Raw genomic sequence first — 15,550 nt, 5'->3', positions numbered from 1 at the left:
GCATCAGTTTGCCAGGATGTCCCAGACACCCCTGGACACCGATACTGCCGCGCCCCCTGTGTTGAGGTTGCCTATATGACGCTGGTTGAGACGCCCCCACTCGGCGGCCCTAAGAAGCGCCCGTTGTTCCCGCATCAACTCAAGGCGGTTCAACGAGCAGTCCGACACCTCCGGCGCCCCGGGACGCGAGGGCTTCTCGTGGCAGCGACAGGAACCGGTAAGACGGTAGTGTCCAGCCGGGTGGCGGACGAACTCGACGCCAAACTCGTGCTGTTCGTCGTGCCCACGCTGGACTTGGCAGCCCAGACCGCTCTGGCGTGGCGCCGAGACGGCCACGGCGAGCACATGGTGATCGCCTCCTCGATGGACACCGCCGGCCACGAGGACCTCGCGGCCGCACGCGTCGGCTCGACCACGAACCCGCACACACTGGCCGCCCTGATGTCGGTCGTGGGGGAGGAGCAGGACCAGATCCCGGCGTTGACGGTGATCTGCACCTACGACTCCCTGGACAAAATCGAGCAGACCCACAGCACGAAGTACACCGTGCCACCGTTCGACCTCGCGATCATGGACGAGGCACACCGGATCGCGGGACGGGCCGACAAGAAGTGGGCCATCGTCAACGACGCGCAGCGCATCCGCGCGGACCGCCGCCTCTATATGACCGCCACCCCCCGCATCTTCGCCGCGCCGGAGCTGGCGGAGTCCGCCGACACCACCCGCCCACGCCGCCGACGCCCGCAGGGCCCGGAGGTGGATGCGTTCGCCAACTCCATGGATAACGAGCAGGTGTACGGAAGGAAGGTCTTCGAGTATCCCCTGGCGCAGGCAGTGGCTGACGGCCGGGCTGCGGACTACCGCATCGTGGTGCCCACCCTCACCGATGCCGACCTGTGCCGCCGCCTGGACCTGACCGCCCCCGCCAGCACCCCTCCCGGCGATGGTGATGAGCAGGACAGCGCGCTGCGCACCACCGCCCTGCATCTGTCTGTCCTGCGCGCCATGACCGAACACCGTCTGAGCAAGGTCTTGGTCTACTTCAACCTCGTCTCCGACGCCCGCCGCTTCGCCCGCGAACTCCCGCACACCCTGCGCCTGCTGGCCCGCACCGACCCCGGCCTCGTCCCGGACATCACCCCGCAGCTGTTCTTCGCCCACGGCGAGCACACCCCCGCCCAACGCGCCGACACCTTCGCCGCCTTCGCCGCCGCCGACTGCGCGATCCTTGCCAACTCTCGCCTGATCGCCGAAGGTGTCGACATCCCCAGCGTGGATGCGATCGTCTTCGCCGACCCCACCCGCAGCGTCATCCGCTGCGTCCAGGCCCTCGGCCGCGCCCTGCGCCTGGACGTGTCCGGCAAGACCGCCTCGCTGATCGTGCCCGTCTACGTCCCGCCCGGCGCGGACGGTGAGAACATCCTCGGTACCGCCTACGAGCCGGTGTGGGCGATCGCATGCGCGCTGGCCAGCCACGACCACCGCATCCTGGAGCGCCTGCCCGACAAGGCCAACCGTCTCCCCAGGGAGACCAGCGACGTCATCGAGCGCCGCTGGCACTTCGACTTCACCGTCCACCCCGAGCGCATCGCCCGCGCCATGGATTTGGCCTCCTTCGACCCCCGCGAGGCGGCCGTCTCCCGTTCCCGGCGCCTCGGCCTCGCCGCCGCCCAGTCCTACCGCGACGAAATGGGCCACCTCGACGTCCCCGCCGACTACACCGACCCCGCCGGCTACACCCTGGGCACCTTCATCACCACCATGCGCGACGCGGCGAAAGCCGGCCGCCTCGAAGCCGACTGGATCGCCGAACTCGACGCGCTGGGCATGATCTGGGACAAGCACGACGCCGCCTGGCGCGCCCGCCTGACCGCGGCCGCCGACTACCTGCGCACCCACGGCCACCTTGCCGCACCCGCCACCACCCCCGTGGGCGCATGGCTCGCCGAACATCGCCACCTTGCAGCCAAGAACCAGCTCGATCAGGCCCGCGCCGACGCCCTGACCACCCTCGCACCCGACTGGCGCCTGCCCCACGGCGCGGACTGGCACCGCAAATACCACCTGCTGCGCGCCCACCTCGCATCCGGAGCCGACCCTGCCACCTTGACTCGCGACACCCAGCTCGGCGGCGTGAAGATCGGCTCCTGGCTGCACCGCCAGCTCACCACCTGGCCGGCCCTCGCCGACGGCCAGCAACAGATGATGACCGCCCTCGGCCTCACCCCCGAGAACAACCCGCTCGCCCCCGCCCGCCGGGCCCGCCGCACCTTCGAACAGACCGTCCAGCTCCTGGAACTCTTCCTGCACCGCGAAGGCCGCGCCCCCGCCGCCCGCGAGAGCGTCCGCGTCGACGGCGACACCGTCAACCTCGGCGCCTGGCTCGCCAAGACCCGCACCAAGCACCGCACCGGCCAGCTCCCCGACGACCATGTCCGTCTGGTCGCCGCGCTCTTCGACGGAGACTGGACGGCCGAGAACGCCACCCCGGCCGTCCTCGCGTAGCCGCTCCCGCAGACCCCATCGCCTCGCGAACCCGGTCCACGAGGCGTGCCGCGGTCCGTACCGTACGCGGAACGTGCAACGGGCCCCGCTGCGCCAGGCGGTGACGGCCGCACCGTCGGTTCCCTCGGCGCCCGCGTGCTGTGGTGCCCGCCCCCGAGAGCCGGCCGGAGCCGGACGCGAGTGTGTCACGTCCGGCGCCGCCGCGCTGCCCGGACGGGCATACTCCTGGGCATGAAACCGTCGCGCAGCAGCCTGATGTACGCGGCGTTGGCATTGCTGATCGGCTGCTCGGGATGCGGCGGGATGTATGCCGGGTCCCTGCTGGGCGGCTCGTGGGGAGCGGCGGCCGGAGTGGCCGCAGGAACGGGGACGCTGCTCCTGTGCGCGAGGATCACGATCTCACTGTGCGACCTGCGCACCAAGGCCCTCCTAGAGCGCATCGTGGTGGGCGACGGGAAGGTCGAGGCGACTGCCGATGCCGTCCTGCGGGGGATCACGCTGTATGAAGCCGCGGTCTTCCCGCTCACTGACCAGGGAGCGAGCATCACCGAGCGGCAGGCCCGGCGCACCATCGCCTACCAGCTCGCCGCCCACGACGACCTGCCGGCCTCCGTACGGGTCGCCGCCGCTGCAGCGCTGGAAGCCATCGACCATGGCCGGGACACGCACCGCAGACGGGCCGCGGTCAGAGCACTGAACCAAGCGGTGCGCGAGTGCCGGGCCGGTCACGTCGTCATCCGCGACGAGCAGACCTCCTGAACAGCCGCGGGTGCTGCTGGGCACGCGCCCGGCGACACGACGGACAGGGAGCCGGCACGCACCCCACGCTGCCCACGAACAGCGTCACGTGTACCGGCAGGCCGCGGCCGCCTCCGAACGCTTTCACCAGGCCTGGCGCCAGGCGAGAGCCGGACGTCCCACGCCGTCGAGGATGAACATTCCAGGCGACACAATGCTGAACCAATGATTTCCTCCGTACCCGGTTCGCCTCCGCAGACGCAATTTTCATGGATGACCCGTACCGCCCGCATCAAGGATTTGCCCCGGGGGAACCGCGAATGGTCCTGCATTATTGATCCGGAAAGATTGCTCACCGCAATGTGGATTGCATTTTGCGGGGGATGAAAAAAATTTTCGTCGTCGGATGTGAAAATGTCATCCGTGAAAAAGTTTGCTGCGGGAGTGGAAAGCCACTCTCGCAGCGCTTAGAATGACTGTGTCCGGTGAACCGTCAACGATGATTCACCGGACACAGTCTCGGATGTGATTCACATCCCGGGGAGTCTGCGAGGACGTAGCAATCCAAGACCCCCGGGACGGCCGAGACAGTCGCAGGACCCGGTCCCACGGACCAGGTGGTCCCGGGTTCTGCGGCCCCTACAGGTACGGCTGGACCAGCGGGAACAGGTGTTCCTGCACCTTCGCCAACGCCGAGGCGGCGATGTGACTGCCGTAGTACACAACCCCCAGCGTCCAGTGCGCCTTCTCCATCAACGGCCGCTCGCCGCTGTAGAAGGTCGGCGTCTGATCCGGCACCGCGGCCGGTTTCCCGACGGGGGCGGGCTTCTTCGTCTCGGCCGACTGTCGTTCCTTCTCGTCGTCGGCCATGGTGCCGATCCTCTCTTTTCCGCAGGCCCTGTTGCCTGGCGCAGGCCAGTTTATCCGGAAAGGGGTCTGGTCCCTATTCTCGTCATGATCGAACCCTGTCGTGATCATGCTTGAGTGACCCCGTGGCGGGTGATATGACCGCTTTTCAATTCCCCCCGGCAGGTGAAAAGCGACCCTGCGTTGTGAAGTGCGTCACATACGTTTGCGGAAAAAGTCGACGACCCCGCAGATCTGTGCGGGGTGCAGGAATTGCCGGAACGGCGTGCAGGGGCGTGCAGGGGCCGCACCGCCCGCCGCCCAGGCCACCGGCGCCGCCCCGGTCCCCGAGCCCGAGCGCCGCCCGGGGGCAGGCAGCGTGGGCGCGCCTCGCCGAAGTCGAGGTGTCTGCCGCCGAGGCGGCGGGCACGTAGGCTCAGCACAAGCAGGAGCCGGCCGAGCACTACGTGGCCCAGGCCCAGGGTGCGCCAGGCGCGGGGTGGGGCGCACGCACCTTGGCCCGGGAGGGACCTCGTTGCCGTGCGGCAGCGTGGTCAGCCGTCGCGGCGGCGCAGGGCGCGGAGCCCGACGTCGTACGCCATCGTGCCGAGGGCGAGGACCACGAGCGGCCACACGAGAGGGGATGCTGCCGGGATGGCGCCGTGGACCAGGGCCGCGCCGACGCTGCCGAGTACCGCGGTGCAGGCCGGAATCCCCGGCAGGGCAATCCGCAACACCACCTCCCGGCGCCGGGCCGGGCGGGCTGGGACAGGGGCGGGGGCGCTCATCGGCCGCTCGCCGTGGCCGCCTCGGCCGCGGTAGAGGGGTCGGTGATGCGCCCAGCAAGCCGCTTCACCTTCCGGCGGACCCTCTCGCCCTGCCTCTCCGGCTCCGCAGCACCAGCGGCCATGGCCGCTTCGGCCCAGGTGGTGACCCCACGGGCACCGAGAGCGAGAGTCACCGCTCGCTCGGCTGGGGAGAGGGCCTTCAGAATCTCGATCAGGCGCGAGTCCTCGAAGCCGGTCTCGAAGCCGGTCTCGAAGCCGGGGTCGACGGCGGCCTGTCCGCAGACCAGGTCGTACAGGGTCAGCCCGTCGCCGAGCGGGGTGTCAAGCAGCAGCAGCCGCGACTGGTCGACCTTGCGGCGCCAGACCGGGGTGAGTTGCCGGTGGATGACACTGGCCTCTGACCTCAGCTTGTCCAAGGCCTCAGGGGTCAGACGGCCTTGGTCGTAGAGAGGATCCGCCCAGTTGCCGAGCAAGGCGGTGGAGACCGGCTCGTTCCATCCGCGCCACCTCCCCAGCACCTCCGATGTGAAGGAGCGAATCGTGGGTCCGTCGCTGGCGAGCGCGGCCTCGCGGGCGCTCAGCGCCTGGATCACCTCGGGGACCGGAATGTTCAGAACCCGGAACCCGGACTCGATGGTCTGGTTGGCCGGGTGGTCGGCCTTAAGTACCGCCATACCGGTCGTGGTGGTGATCAGTGTGGGAGGGGCGACACGGTCGAACGGCTCCGGCAGTCCGAACACGCCGTCCATGTCGAGGGCGATGCTCCCGTCCCCCCGGAGAGTCACGGTATCGCCGGCGCTCCCGCTCCATTGGGCCGGGAACAAGGCCATGACCGCCGCGCCGGTATTGGACTCGTAGTTGAACTGGCTGATCCGCTCCGCCAGATCGTTCTGGACGGAGCAGTCATCCTCGACCATGGTGTAACTGGGCGTCGGGTCCTCGGTGGCCATGGGTGCCTCCTTGTCGGGGAAAATCCTTCTCCTCTCGGTCCCGGCACGGACCCGATCCGACAACGCACACCCCGAATCATCCTGTGATCCGCGTCACACCTCGTGGAGTCGGCCAGCCGGTCAGCCGCAGCCGACAGGCATGAACGTCGCCCAAAAGCGGCCCCCACACGTGCCCTCTCGGGCGAGGCGGACGGCCCTCTACTCGTCGTAGGGCTCGTGGGCGGGCACCTGCCCGTCACTGCGCCGCTGCCGGTCACCGCTGGCGCGACGATCCGGTGGACGGGCACCGAGATGGCCGGGTCGCCGCCCGCGGGGGAGAATCCCACGCGGCCGGTGCTGGGCTCGTAGGAGGTGACCGTGCCGTACAGGCGGTGCAGCACGGTCTCGTCCCGCATCCCGCACTCGACGTCCAGGTGCAGCATCCAGTCCTTGAGCCAGTGGACGGGCAGGTTCTCCATCTCAGCGGCCGCGGACCCGGGGTGAGCGTCGTCGGGGACCCAGCTGTACTTGCCGACGACCAGGTTGTTGTACACCTCCATCGAGTCGGGCCCGCTGTAGGCGGCCCGCCGCCCGAGCTGGGCAGCGCGCTGCACCGCCCGGGCCGTCGTCACCATGGCCGTGGGCCCGGCGCCCGGCCCGTCTCCCTCAGCGTCAACGGCTCACCGTCCCGGACCGGCTGCCCAGTGCCTGACCTGGCCGCGCCGCCGGGTCAGCGGGCCGATCACCGAGCAGGCGCCCCGGTTGCGTCATCGGGCGCTACCGCGGAGGACGGACGCCTGGACTAGGGCGGGGTGTCACCGCCGGGGGACGCAGTCGTGGGAACTGCCTTCAGCTGGGCGGGCCTGGTGTCGGCACCGAACAGTCGGCGGGCGGTGCGGAAGAGCTGCTGGTCAGTGATGGGAGCGACGCCGTTGCGCTGGGACTGCTCGGCATAGACGTAGGCCACCCCGACGGTCAGAGCTGTCTCGACGTCCACGGCGGACATCCTGTCCATCAGGCTTCGGTACGTCGGGCTGATCTTGTCGGTGTAGTGGGCGAGCTCGTCGGGGCGGGCGGTCCGCGGCGGCCCGGGACGCTCCCCGCGTCCGGCGACGATCCGCTGGTAGGCCCTCACGTACAGGCGCTGCTCCGTCGGACTGATCCCGCACGCCAGCAGGTATGTCACCAGTTGCTCGGTGCTGGCCGGCAGGCCTTTGCGGTGCACGAAACGCCACATGCTCGTCACCGGTAGCGGAGGCCGGTGCGGCACACGGCGGCTGAGCTCGCGCAGAGCGGGCGCGCCATCCCGCTCGTACATTGCTGCGAGCGCCAGGCCGAGGTCGTCTGCGCTGTGAATGAGCGCGGGGGAGGGCGCGCTCAGAAGGCGCAGCCGGCCGCGCTGGGCGATCCGACCAAAGCGGCGCAACAGCCGCGCCCGGGACAGGTCTTCGGGGCGTGCACGGCAGGCCTGTACGTAGGCGTCGAGGACGCTGGGCGAAGGCGCCGCGAAACCGGACTCGGCGCGCTGGACAGCCGTGCGGGAGATGGCGGCGACGTCGGCGAGGGCGCGCTGGGGCATTCGCGCGGCACGGCGCAGGCCGATGAGGTGCTCGGCGAGAGCCGCGAACGGGCGCTCCGGAGCGCAAGCAAGGGCAGAACGGGACACATCCGCCCCCTACTTGCCCGTGCCGGAGCGCACCGCGGCCTCGACCACCACTGCCGCAAGGCGGCGGCCCCCGCGCGCCAGCGTGAGGGTGCCTGCGCCGATCGCCCCCAGGCCGCCCACGAGCGCGAAGACGGTGCTCAGGGAGGTACCGGCGAGGAACAGGCCGCTGCCCAGTGCTTGGAGGGCGATCAGCAGGATCAACGCGTGGGTTGGTCCCAGGCGCCCGGTGGAGGCCGCGCAGGCGCAGAGCCGACTCGGGCCGCCGGAGCGGGCAAGTGGGCCGAATTCGTTCATGGGGGAGGGGGTCCGTCCTGACAGGGGCCGTCGGCGGACACGCCGGGCCCGGGGAGCTACTGGTCGCAAAAGGTGCGCAGTCAGGGGCAGTTGGCCCTGCCCGGGAGCGGCTGCGCGGCAGACAGTCTTCCACCTGGCAGCCCCCCTCCGCCCGCTACCGATGGCCGGTATGTCCGCTCTGCGGCATCACGGCTTCGCTGGTGTTCCGCGCTCCGCGGGAGACCTGCCGGGCGTTGTCGGCTACAAGCGCCGTCCCTCTGGCAGCGGACAGCCGCATGCCGCCCACCCCCTGCCCCGGCCCGCCTTTTGTTCCAGCAGGCTTGCGGCCTAGACCCCCTTCCGAAGACGGTAGCCACATCACCGCACCGACGGCCCGCCGCCGGTGCTCCTGACACGGCTACTGGTCGCACACCCGAAACCGCTTCAGGACTCGGCAAGCGCGTTGGCCCGCGCTTGCCCTCTGCTCAGGCCGGCACCGATCGCGGTGCCGGCCTGACACGTCACCCGGCCACTGCGTTCCGATGAAGTGTCTGCTCAGCGATTTGTCGTGTGGGCCGAGCCACCCACGACGCCGGTCCCGCCGCCGACGACGCGGAGCAGCTCCACAGAGTCCGTCCCGTCCTACTCCTGGCCCGCCCGGTGTCTGACAACGCTCGTGTGGACGGCCGCGCCCCGTCAGTGTCGCGGCGCCGGTGCGGCGGGTGTGTGCCCGGTTGCCCGGCGGCTGCAGCATCGGCCGGCCACGGGCGGACGCACGCAGATCGGGCCCGGGCGTGCCGGTCAGAACTTGGCGTACCGGACATCGAGGCAGTCGCTGCACATTTGCGCTTCCGGGAGTGCGAGGATAGCCGTCCGCTGGCAGAAGTCGCACACTCCTTCCAGCGTATGCGCGCCCCACAAGCACACCAGAACGTAACCGTCAGGCTCGTCGGCTGTCGCGGTCGGCACGACGCACGCTTCAGCCGTAAAGCACTCTGCGCACGGGTAGGCCGGTGGGTCACCGCCCTGGGTGACCGCCTCGTAGAAGCTCCCCGCGCCGTACGCGTCCACTGTGCTTTCGAGGTCGTCGTATGCCTTGCCGCACAGCAGGCAGCCGACGGGCCGCACACCGTCGTTTCCGGGGGTGACGGGCGCTGCGAAGTGGCCGCAGGACAGGCAACGCAGTGTGTACTCGCTGGCAGGCCCGAGCTTCTCGCCCAGGGGGCCAAGGCGGTGGTCGACCAGTCCGCGGATCCGGCCGACCAGGGGCCGGATGGTCTCCATCAGTTCCCATGCCTCTTCTGCTGCATCACTGGTGTCGTTGGGCAGCAGTTCCTCGTCGATGAACGTCAAAAGCAGGTCGAGGACCGGTATGGCGCGCGCCTCCACGGCGACGGCGGTGTCGGTCGCGCCGAAGTGCGTGAGACGGTTGCGTAGCTCGACGAGCGCCTTGAGGGCGGCGTCCTCCGGAGCGATGGGGTTCGAGACCTTCACGTCGTCGCGCAGGCGCTCCAGTGCGACCGGTGTTCCGACGCTCTTGAAGTCACCCTGGCGGTGGAGCCGCTCGTCGAACTTCTCGGGTTTCACCCAGACCAGGGCGGGGTTATGCAGCTCCAGACGCGCTTTGAACAGGGTCTCCGCCGCGAACTGAAGGTGAAGCACCGCGTACTTCAGCGCGCGGCCTTCCGGTTCGTCGATCAGAGAGGTGACTGAGCTGTGCAGGTAGTCAAGGCCGTTGATGATGACCGGGAAGTGCATGTCATCGCGGCTGCTCATCCTGTCCTCCCTGGGTGGCGGCGGCCTCGGTTAGGGCTCACTCAGCTATAGCCTGATCTCCGAGTCCACCGCCAGCCTACGAACTCCCTTCCGGCTGGCGTCGCAGTTCGGAACACGCGGACAGACTGTGCCCGCGGCTCGCGGCACGGGCCAGCACCGAGAAGGTGGGCTCACCGCCCACACGTCATCAGGGGGTGACGTGCGCGCCGTCGAGCCGCCGGTGCACCATCGACAGCGTGGTGAGCAGTTCCAGCAGTTCCTCGTCGGTGACGGCGCGGTGCAGGCGCGGCTCGTGTGCGGCCGGGTTGCGGTACATGCTGAACAGGCCCTTGACCAGGTTCGCCAGTCCTTTCTGCTCATCCAGCTCGGGCCCCGTGGCGTTCGCGTTGATGGCTACCCGGGCCGTGCCATGGCCGGGCGTGAGCACTGCGTCGACCAGCCGCGCCCCGTCCAGGCCCTGGCCGGTGAGCTGACGCAGCCGGTCGGCCACCGACTTGACCGCCTCGAGGCTGGCGTGGAAGGGGTTCTTGGCCAGGATCTCCAGGGTGCAGTAGCGCAGCACCTCCGGATGCGTGGAGCGGCGGCGCAGTTCGGCCCGCAGGGAACTGGCGTGCCGTGCGGCCTCGCTCAGCGTGGCAGCCGCCGGCCCCCTGGCAACCTGCCCCTGGTCGTTCACCCGCAGCCCGACATGGACGAGGACTTCGTTGAGGTCGTCCTGCCGGCGCGAGAACGTGTGCGGCTGCTGAACGTAGCGCACCGGGGCCATCGCCACTTTGATGAACGCGATCACGCAGTTCGACACACCCTGGCGTGCCTGCTGCGCCAGCAGCGCTGCGGCCAGCCGGTCCCGCTTGTTGCCGCCGTCGGCGTCCGGCACCTTCACGACAGCCAGCAGCTGCCCGATCTCCCGCCCGGTCAAGCCGTGAGCGGTGTCGCCGAGCACACCTGCCACCGCCGTGACGACTGTTGCCGGCCAAGGCTCGTGACGTGTTGCCATGTCCCGCCCCCTTCCCCTCGTCCCATGGCCAACCAGCCAGGATGACACGGGCACGGAAGGCAGATGCCCCCTTTTCCACTCCCGTGAAAGACCGCGACCCCAGACATCCTCCGGGGGCCGCGGTCGGCCCCCGGTCTGGCCGGGCCGATTCCTGTGCCCGTCCTGCGGCCGGTCGGCGGCCCCGGGTGTCGTGGAACCCCGGGGCCGCCGACCGGGCCTCGATGACAGCTACGCCGTGTCCCTTTCGGCACCGACGGTGGCCGTGAACTGCGCCTGCCGGGACGGCCGGGAGACCAGCTCGGCGGGCGTCTGCGCGAGGTCGACGCGCGGGTGGGCGGATCCGTCCACCGGGTTCAGTAGCCGGGCCGTCCATCCCTCGGCGCTGCGGACCACCTCCATGTCGGCCTGGTCGGCCAGCGGCAGCACGGTCAGCAGGGTCCAGGCCTCCTGCCGGGCCAGTCCGGCCGTGGGGTGCCTGTAGTGCTCGGCCAGCCGGTCGCCGACCGCGCTCGCTCCCTGGCGGCACACGCTGCCCACATACCGGCAGCCGCGGCGGCTGTCCCACGCGACATACACCGCGCAACTCGCCGCCACCCGGCGGCGCACGAGTGCCGGACCGGCCGGACACACCACCACTGGCGAGCCTCCGCGGCCGTCTCCGGCCGCGGGAAGGTCGAGCACCGGGCCCACCAGCCGCAGCACCGGCCGCAGCGCCCGACTGATCTGCGCGGGCAGGGCAAGACCGGCGCTCACTCGCCGCCCTCCTCGTCCTCGTCGTCGATCACGATGATCGAGGTGTCGGCCGGCCCGAAGGCGACGAGGATCTCGTCAAGCTTGTCCAGCTGGTCACGCAGAGCCTGGACCCCGTCGAAGGTGCCGAAGACCCCCTTGCCGCGCTGACGGCTCATCCGGGCCAGCGCCCGCGCGGCCTTGGACGCGGAGGTGATGCCCTGCTCGAGCATCCGGCGCTGGCGCGCGTCCTCCGCCTCGGGATCCTCCGGCTTGCCGTCCGTCTTGGCCTTGGCCTCCGCGCGGTTCTTGGCGACGGTGGCCACAGCCAGGGCCGGGTCGGCGGCGTAAACGAGGTCCCACTCGTAGTCGATGATCATCTGCTCGCCGGTCTTGTCGAGCATGGGCTCGCCGTCGCGGACCCGCACCCCGTCGACGTCGCGGTCCTGGGTGTGGTACAGCTTAGGCAGCACGGCCGGGTCGGCGGCGACGTGGGCGTGGGCGATGGAGTGCAGCATCTGCAGGCCCCCGGCCGTCTTCGAGAGCAGCTCCAAAAGCTTCACCGGCGTCGCCCGGAAGGGCGCCTTGCGGCTGTCGCGGTCGGTGCCCTCCTTCGAGCCGCGGTCCCGCGTGATGTAGCCGTCGAGGATCGCGGCGGTCCCGCCGAGCACGGTCAGCTCCGCCACCGCGCCCGCCTCACCGGCCAGGGCCCGGCGAAGGACATCGTCGAGGACCTCGAAGACGTCGTCGCCCTTCGTCAGCTCCCACGCCCGCTTCCACACCGTGTCGGTGATGGTGCCGCCGTTGCCGAAGGCCCGCAGCGGCTGCTCGATGCCTTCCTGGCTGCGGTAGGCCGACAGCGCCATGGGAGCCAGGTGGTCGCTGATGCGCTGCCGGTCGGCCTTGCCCATCCCGAATTCCTGCTTGATCAGGCGGTTCATGCCGTCCGCGTGCGGGGCCGCGAGCACGGCGTGCTGGTGGACCGCAGCCGACCACAGCCGGTGCGCCGGGATCCCCAGCAGCTCGTGCATCAGCTGCGGTCCCACCGTGCCCGACAGCACCCGGTACACGTCCGGGGTGATCAGGTCCTCGCCCCGGGCATGCCGGTAGACGCGCTGCATGCCCTGCGTGTTCTGCGCTCCCGGGGTCCACGCGGTGACGTGGACGTGCAGGTTGGCCAGCAGGTCGTCGCGGGCTGCCACCAGGTCCGGCAGGCGAGCGCCGTCGTCCGCCCGCGCCCCGACCACGACGGTCGCAGGGAAGGCGACCGTGTGGCCCTCGCGGCGGGTGGCCTCGGTCAGCGTGGGCGCCGCCAGATTCTTGCGAACCCGCGCGGTCAGTTCGCCCACCCGCCGCCGCGCCGCCGTCTGCTCCGCGCGGCTGCGTTCGCCGGAGTGCTCGGTGGAGCCGATGACGGAGGCGGTGCAGGCCGAGATTGCCGCCTCGATGTCACCGCCGGTACGCGCCAGCCACATACTCACCAGCCGGCTGTTGCCGTCGCCTGAGACGAGATACGTGTCCGTGGTGCCGTCGGTGTACGTGACGCGCATCACGAACAGCATCAGCGGCTCCTTCACGCCCTGCTGGAGCACGCTCGCGGTGTAGTCGTTCTCGCGCTTCTGGGCGTTGAACGTCTTGCGCATGCTCTCGGCGACCGCCTGGGCCAGCGCCTTGCGATCCTGCATGTGGACGGTGAAGACCGCGTACGGCGTGCCGGTCTCGGCATCGGTCAGCGTCTCATACGACGTCACCAGCGCCGGCGACGGCGCCACATCCATGGCCGTGTGCAGCTGGTCCGCCCACCGCTGGTTGATGAAGTCCGGCAGGACATCGAGGTCGAGGTAGCGAAAGTGCGGCGCTGTCGCGTACAGCGTGCCGCCCACGACCGGCTTGGCCGTCAGCAGGCTGACCGGCTCACCGTCCACCAGGGCCCGCAACCGCACGGGATCCACGGCACCTGAGGTGACGGCGCTCGCCGCGTTCTCGTCCAGCGAGGTGTCGGGGTTGTCGAGCAGCACCTTGCGCGTACCGCGGAGCTTGGTCACCGGCAGCGGGTCCGCCACCGGCTGGGGACGGCGCAGCAGCGGAGGCAGGCCGTCATCGGGCTCGGCCCCGTCCAGACCGTCGAAAGCGTCAAAAGAAGTCATGATCTCGCCCTCCCGGGCGTAGCGCGCAGCAGGAAACCCACGGGCAGGGACACCCCTGCCTCCACTGCGCGCCGTCCACAGGGGGCGGCGAGCGCCGTCACGCTCGATCAGCGGCTCCCACGCCGTGATGTCCCGTGCCGACCGGCATTCCACGGTTCCAGGCGAGCTGCTGGTCAGCCGGTCCTAGGACCGAACTCCCGTCGACGACGGGTGCCAGCCGCTCTTCATGCCTCAGTTCGAACCCTGCGGCATGCAGTTCCGTGTATCCAGAGCGGTGCGCGGCCGGCACTTAGCGCCGACAACCACCGAGTGTACGTCAGCCCGCCCCTACCCCTGCCGAATTGCTACAACGATCAAAACGGGCGTTGACCGATACACCTCGACCCGGACCATCGACATGGCGGAAACAGCACTATTTGGGCGTATCGCCCAGGCCAAGCGGAAACGGCACCCCCTACAAGGGCCCCTCACCGCTCTCATCCACCCGCTCCCGGGGCCCTTGCGGTCTGCTCGCGCAGGGTACGGGTCCACGTTTCCATGAAGCTAGCCGCGCCGCCGGCCTCGTCTCCGGGGATCTCGAAGAGGGCCGGGTCGGCGGCGAGCTGCTCCATGAGCGTCTCGTACAGCCCGTCGAAGAGCGGCTCGAGACAGATGACCAGGCCCTGGGCGAAGTGCCTGGGGGAGGGGCTCAGAGAGATGACGTGGTCCAAGAGCGCGAACATGCCCCACTCGTCGATCCGCGCCCGCAACGCGGCCAGCGCCGGAGTATCCGGCATGAACAAGGCGTGCATCGCATACAGCCCGTAGAACCACCGCAGCCCGAGCAGCACCGTCCGGGCCCGCAGCAACTCCTCATCACCGGCCTGCTGAACCGGCCCCAACACGTCCGCACGCTGCTGGAGCAGCCCCCAGTCCACCGGCGGGCCCTCACCACGCTCAACCGCCCCCAGCATCTGCGCCCAGTCCTCGCCCGTCAGCCCGAACAAGCCGAAGGCGGCGAACGCCTCGGCCAGCGCATCCGCACCCACCTCCTGCGCCCCCAGACCGATCGCCGCGACCAGGTGCACCATCCCCTTGAAGTCCGGCCCGTCCGGAACGTCTTCATCAACGTCTTCATCGGCCTCGAGCGCTGAGCGCACCAGGGCGGGATTCGCCGCCCCGCGGTACCGATGTGCCGCCAGAAGCCGGCCGGCGTCCTCATACAGCCCATCGGCTGCCTCTTCACCCGCCCCCGCCGCACCACGTGCTACCTCAACCAGCCGATGCGACATCGACCCCCGCAGCACCCACACCAGAGCCTCCCGCACGGCGGCCAGCGGCGGCTCCGGCACCTGCACCGCTCCCGGCTGCGCGGCCACGCCCGCCTCGGCGAACCACTCCAGCACCGCCAACCGCCGATCCCGCCCCTGGCGAAGATGCCGCGCCAGCACGGCCGCGCACTCCACCACCACCGGATCAATCACGTCCACCACCGAACCCCGGCCCCGCCCCAGCCCTCGCCGCCGGTGCCGCGGGAGCAGCCCCGTCCGCCGCCAGCTCTCCAGCTGGCTGACCGTCACAACCAGATCGCGCGCCGCGAGTTCACGTACCACCTGCAGATCAGCCGGACTTGGTGCTCCTCGTGCCATGCCCTCCATTACAACCCCGAGAAGCGCAATTTTCTGCGGTCCCGCGGCTCTGGCTCACTGGTCTCGGCACCACCCCGAAATCCGCCAACTCCAGACAGCAGGCCCGTCCATGACCCCAGAGCACCGAAACCGCATCCGAACCAGGACCGCCGCCGGCCTCACCACGGCGCTCCTCACCCTCCTCATCGCCAGCGCCCTCCACCACCCCGGCCACCTGACGAGCATCCTGCTCATCCTCACGGCCGCACTCGGCGCGACCACCGCTACCCTCGCCCTCGCCGCAGCCTTCGCCCCCACTACCGCCACCCGCACAGCAGCCCGCCACACCCTCGACCTCCTGCTGCGGCTCGTACCCTGGTACACACCCCGAAGTTGACGACACGAGCGGCAAGGCAACCTGCCCAACCACCACCCGGCCCTGTAGCCAGCCGCCCGCGAACGCGGGCAGGGTCCGGGAGCGCAGCGGACGGACCCCCAGGGGTTCCTTCTGGGAGCGCAGCGACGAAGGAACCGTCGGCTCGAAGCGCA

Annotated in this window: 13 protein-coding genes; 3 read left to right on the top strand and 10 right to left on the bottom strand. The window is 70.1% G+C overall.

Annotated elements, in window-relative coordinates:
- Positions 1-75: 75 nt before the first annotated feature.
- Positions 76-2,505, top strand: coding sequence for a helicase associated domain-containing protein (locus AC5L3C_RS00065; RefSeq protein WP_493646185.1), 2,430 nt, complete (start codon positions 76-78; stop codon positions 2,503-2,505).
- 231 nt (positions 2,506-2,736) lie between these two features.
- Positions 2,737-3,264 carry a hypothetical protein gene (locus AC5L3C_RS00060; RefSeq protein WP_493646184.1) on the top strand — a complete coding sequence of 176 codons (528 nt, stop codon included), beginning with the start codon at positions 2,737-2,739 and terminating at the stop codon, positions 3,262-3,264.
- A 618-nt stretch (positions 3,265-3,882) separates the two neighbouring features.
- On the opposite strand, the gene AC5L3C_RS00055 is transcribed toward AC5L3C_RS00060, so the two are convergent.
- The 10 genes from AC5L3C_RS00055 to AC5L3C_RS00010 all read right to left on the bottom strand — a co-directional run bounded on the left by AC5L3C_RS00055 (position 3,883) and on the right by AC5L3C_RS00010 (position 15,022).
- Positions 3,883-4,113, bottom strand: a complete 231-nt coding sequence (locus tag AC5L3C_RS00055) for a hypothetical protein (protein WP_493646183.1) — start codon at positions 4,111-4,113, stop codon at positions 3,883-3,885.
- Positions 4,114-4,643: 530 nt separating this feature from the next.
- A complete protein-coding gene (locus AC5L3C_RS00050) occupies positions 4,644-4,823 on the bottom strand; it encodes a hypothetical protein (RefSeq protein WP_493646182.1) in 180 nt (59 codons plus the stop codon).
- Between the two features lie 50 nt (positions 4,824-4,873).
- Positions 4,874-5,827, bottom strand: coding sequence for a hypothetical protein (locus AC5L3C_RS00045; RefSeq protein WP_493646181.1), 954 nt, complete (start codon positions 5,825-5,827; stop codon positions 4,874-4,876).
- A 781-nt stretch (positions 5,828-6,608) separates the two neighbouring features.
- Entirely contained in the window at positions 6,609-7,472 is an 864-nt protein-coding gene (locus AC5L3C_RS00040; RefSeq protein WP_493646180.1) for a helix-turn-helix domain-containing protein, read from the bottom strand.
- Positions 7,473-7,481: 9 nt separating this feature from the next.
- Entirely contained in the window at positions 7,482-7,766 is a 285-nt protein-coding gene (locus tag AC5L3C_RS00035) for a hypothetical protein (RefSeq protein ID WP_381089786.1), read from the bottom strand.
- A 780-nt stretch (positions 7,767-8,546) separates the two neighbouring features.
- Positions 8,547-9,521 carry a hypothetical protein gene (locus AC5L3C_RS00030; protein WP_493646179.1) on the bottom strand — a complete coding sequence of 325 codons (975 nt, stop codon included), beginning with the start codon at positions 9,519-9,521 and terminating at the stop codon, positions 8,547-8,549.
- Between the two features lie 187 nt (positions 9,522-9,708).
- On the bottom strand, positions 9,709-10,518 hold the full coding sequence (locus AC5L3C_RS00025) for a TIGR02391 family protein (protein ID WP_493646178.1): 810 nt from the start codon (positions 10,516-10,518) through the stop codon (positions 9,709-9,711).
- A gap of 228 nt (positions 10,519-10,746) precedes the next feature.
- Positions 10,747-11,271 carry a hypothetical protein gene (locus AC5L3C_RS00020; protein WP_493646177.1) on the bottom strand — a complete coding sequence of 175 codons (525 nt, stop codon included), beginning with the start codon at positions 11,269-11,271 and terminating at the stop codon, positions 10,747-10,749.
- On the bottom strand, positions 11,268-13,394 hold the full coding sequence (locus AC5L3C_RS00015; protein WP_493646176.1) for a hypothetical protein: 2,127 nt from the start codon (positions 13,392-13,394) through the stop codon (positions 11,268-11,270). Before AC5L3C_RS00015 ends, AC5L3C_RS00020 begins: the two co-directional genes overlap by 4 nt.
- A gap of 476 nt (positions 13,395-13,870) precedes the next feature.
- The gene (locus AC5L3C_RS00010) at positions 13,871-15,022 is read right to left on the bottom strand and encodes a hypothetical protein (RefSeq protein WP_493646175.1); all 1,152 of its coding nucleotides are present in this window, start codon (positions 15,020-15,022) and stop codon (positions 13,871-13,873) included.
- A gap of 109 nt (positions 15,023-15,131) precedes the next feature.
- Here AC5L3C_RS00010 and AC5L3C_RS00005 point away from each other — a divergent pair, with 109 nt between their 5' ends.
- Positions 15,132-15,398, top strand: a complete 267-nt coding sequence (locus AC5L3C_RS00005) for a hypothetical protein (RefSeq protein ID WP_493646174.1) — start codon at positions 15,132-15,134, stop codon at positions 15,396-15,398.
- The last annotated feature ends 152 nt before the right edge of the window (positions 15,399-15,550 follow it).

The organism is Streptomyces speibonae (assembly GCF_984686075.1).
The sequence above is the reverse complement of the archived record's forward strand: the minus strand, read 5'-3'. Positions and strand labels throughout refer to the sequence as shown.

Bases quoted from the DNA above. Each gene is read 5' to 3' on its own strand.
- AC5L3C_RS00065 (WP_493646185.1), top strand. From the start codon at position 76: ATGACGCTGGTTGAGACGCCCCCACTCGGCGGCCCTAAGAAGCGCCCG.
- AC5L3C_RS00060 (WP_493646184.1), top strand. From the start codon at position 2,737: ATGAAACCGTCGCGCAGCAGCCTGATGTACGCGGCGTTGGCATTGCTG.
- AC5L3C_RS00055 (WP_493646183.1), bottom strand. From the start codon at position 4,113: ATGGCCGACGACGAGAAGGAACGACAGTCGGCCGAGACGAAGAAGCCC.
- AC5L3C_RS00045 (WP_493646181.1), bottom strand. From the start codon at position 5,827: ATGGCCACCGAGGACCCGACGCCCAGTTACACCATGGTCGAGGATGAC.
- AC5L3C_RS00035 (WP_381089786.1), bottom strand. From the start codon at position 7,766: ATGAACGAATTCGGCCCACTTGCCCGCTCCGGCGGCCCGAGTCGGCTC.
- AC5L3C_RS00030 (WP_493646179.1), bottom strand. From the start codon at position 9,521: ATGAGCAGCCGCGATGACATGCACTTCCCGGTCATCATCAACGGCCTT.
- AC5L3C_RS00025 (WP_493646178.1), bottom strand. From the start codon at position 10,518: ATGGCAACACGTCACGAGCCTTGGCCGGCAACAGTCGTCACGGCGGTG.
- AC5L3C_RS00015 (WP_493646176.1), bottom strand. From the start codon at position 13,394: ATGACTTCTTTTGACGCTTTCGACGGTCTGGACGGGGCCGAGCCCGAT.
- AC5L3C_RS00010 (WP_493646175.1), bottom strand. From the start codon at position 15,022: ATGGCACGAGGAGCACCAAGTCCGGCTGATCTGCAGGTGGTACGTGAA.
- AC5L3C_RS00005 (WP_493646174.1), top strand. From the start codon at position 15,132: ATGACCCCAGAGCACCGAAACCGCATCCGAACCAGGACCGCCGCCGGC.